At 59.3% G+C, this 1,468-nt stretch carries 1 protein-coding gene; it reads right to left on the reverse strand.

Going from position 1 to position 1,468, the window contains the following annotated elements:
- Positions 1 to 1,073: 1,073 nt before the first annotated feature.
- The gene (locus AWB67_RS37665; RefSeq protein ID WP_087660838.1) at positions 1,074 to 1,349 is read right to left on the reverse strand and encodes a DNA ligase-like domain-containing protein; all 276 of its coding nucleotides are present in this window, start codon (positions 1,347 to 1,349) and stop codon (positions 1,074 to 1,076) included.
- Positions 1,350 to 1,468: the final 119 nt, after the last annotated feature.

Consider the following 1,468-nt stretch of genomic DNA (forward strand, 5'->3'; position numbering starts at 1 on the left):
ATTTTCTGCCCGGATGGCTGCACGGCGTCGTACCCGCTGCGCACACCGACACGAAAGCTCGGCGTCCCGCCAAGGAATGCCGCCATTTTCGTCAGAATCGCGCGAGCCTGGGCTTGTGAGGCGGTTTCGGGCTCAGCTCGCGCGGCACGGACCGGTGGTTCTTTCTGCTCGGAGGCAGAGTAGGCGTGAGGAGCGGTGGTCAGCAGTAAAACTGATATCCAGCTAGCCCTGGACGCGCGACGCAATATGTTAGTGATCAATTTATTAACTCCTTCTGCTCCAACACCTCTTAACACGTCCGTCCCGTATAGAGAATAGTGGATTACAAAGTTTTTACTATGCGAGGAATGCAGAACTATCTGAGCGGGCGCGAAAGGCAATAACCATCTGCGCGTACTTGTGACGTTAGCATGGGGGCTGACTTCTGCCCGTCGGCGAGCGGTAGAGGTCGGTCCGTCCGTTCTTCATTAGTGCACCGGCTCAGAACCTAAAGCTTCCTTTGCAAGGGGGAACCTTATTCGTTCGCCACTTTGCGGAATGACGATGAGTTCGACCGCACGCAGAATCTGGTGCCTACCGAGCTCGAACGCGAGCATCAATTGCTTCCGCCTCTTGTTCGCCGCGCCGAGGTGTATTCGCAGACTGCATCAAGAGGGATTGAAAAACGCACAATATCCGCAGTCGAAGCCGTAGGCCGAAAACCATGTCGCGCCTTCGTCGGAAATGATCGGTGCGGTGATGTCAGGTCGCTGTGCGCTCATCGCTGTCACCCAAGAGCCGCAGAGAGGGCGTCAATCTTCGCCCAATATGGCCGCCTTTACCGGACGTCGGGCAATTGACCACCTCTCGATGCCTCGTTTCGCGAACCGGCCGCCACCATTGCCGGGCATGCATTGCGTCGCGCCGATGACCACAGTAGTTGCCCGGCGACACAGGTTGCCATTCGCGCAGGCCGCGGACACGCCGAAAGTCATCGTCGTGCCGAAGCGGGCGGTGGGGTGGTGTTCGCCGATTGGGGGAATTTCCTTTGCAAAATGCGTGGGGCGCTTCCGAAGCCGAGAGCAGCAGGGCGGCTATAGTCCTGATACTTGACCTTGATCCAGTCGCGTGACCGGCCCTCTGATGAGTCGAATCGAGTCGCTTCGCCACATGTTTTCGAAGTCGTGCAGCTCCACCTGCTCGAATACCCAAGCGCCGGCCGAGGCGATTCCGACCACGTAGATGAACTGCGTCGTTCGAAAACTGTCACGAAGGAGCTGCTTGCGTTCGAGGAGGGGCAGAGCCCGGATGTCGTTCTGGGCCGCCGCGAGCGTGTCGAAAACATCGAGGAGGGCAGGGTGCTCGCGCATCGCCGCTCGAACGCGCGTGGCGACGGACAGCGATGGCCGTCATATTTGAGTTCGAAGAGCCAGCCGCCACGAGAGAAGGCGCGCGCGCCAGCGTGGCGAGCATCAGGTCCTTCGCATCG

Source organism: Caballeronia terrestris (assembly GCF_001544515.1).
Lineage (GTDB): Bacteria > Pseudomonadota > Gammaproteobacteria > Burkholderiales > Burkholderiaceae > Caballeronia > Caballeronia terrestris.

What these genes read in the sequence shown, in the direction of transcription:
- AWB67_RS37665 (WP_087660838.1), bottom strand. Translation starts at nt 1,349, where the DNA reads ATGCGCGAGCACCCTGCCCTCCTCGATGTTTTCGACACGCTCGCGGCG.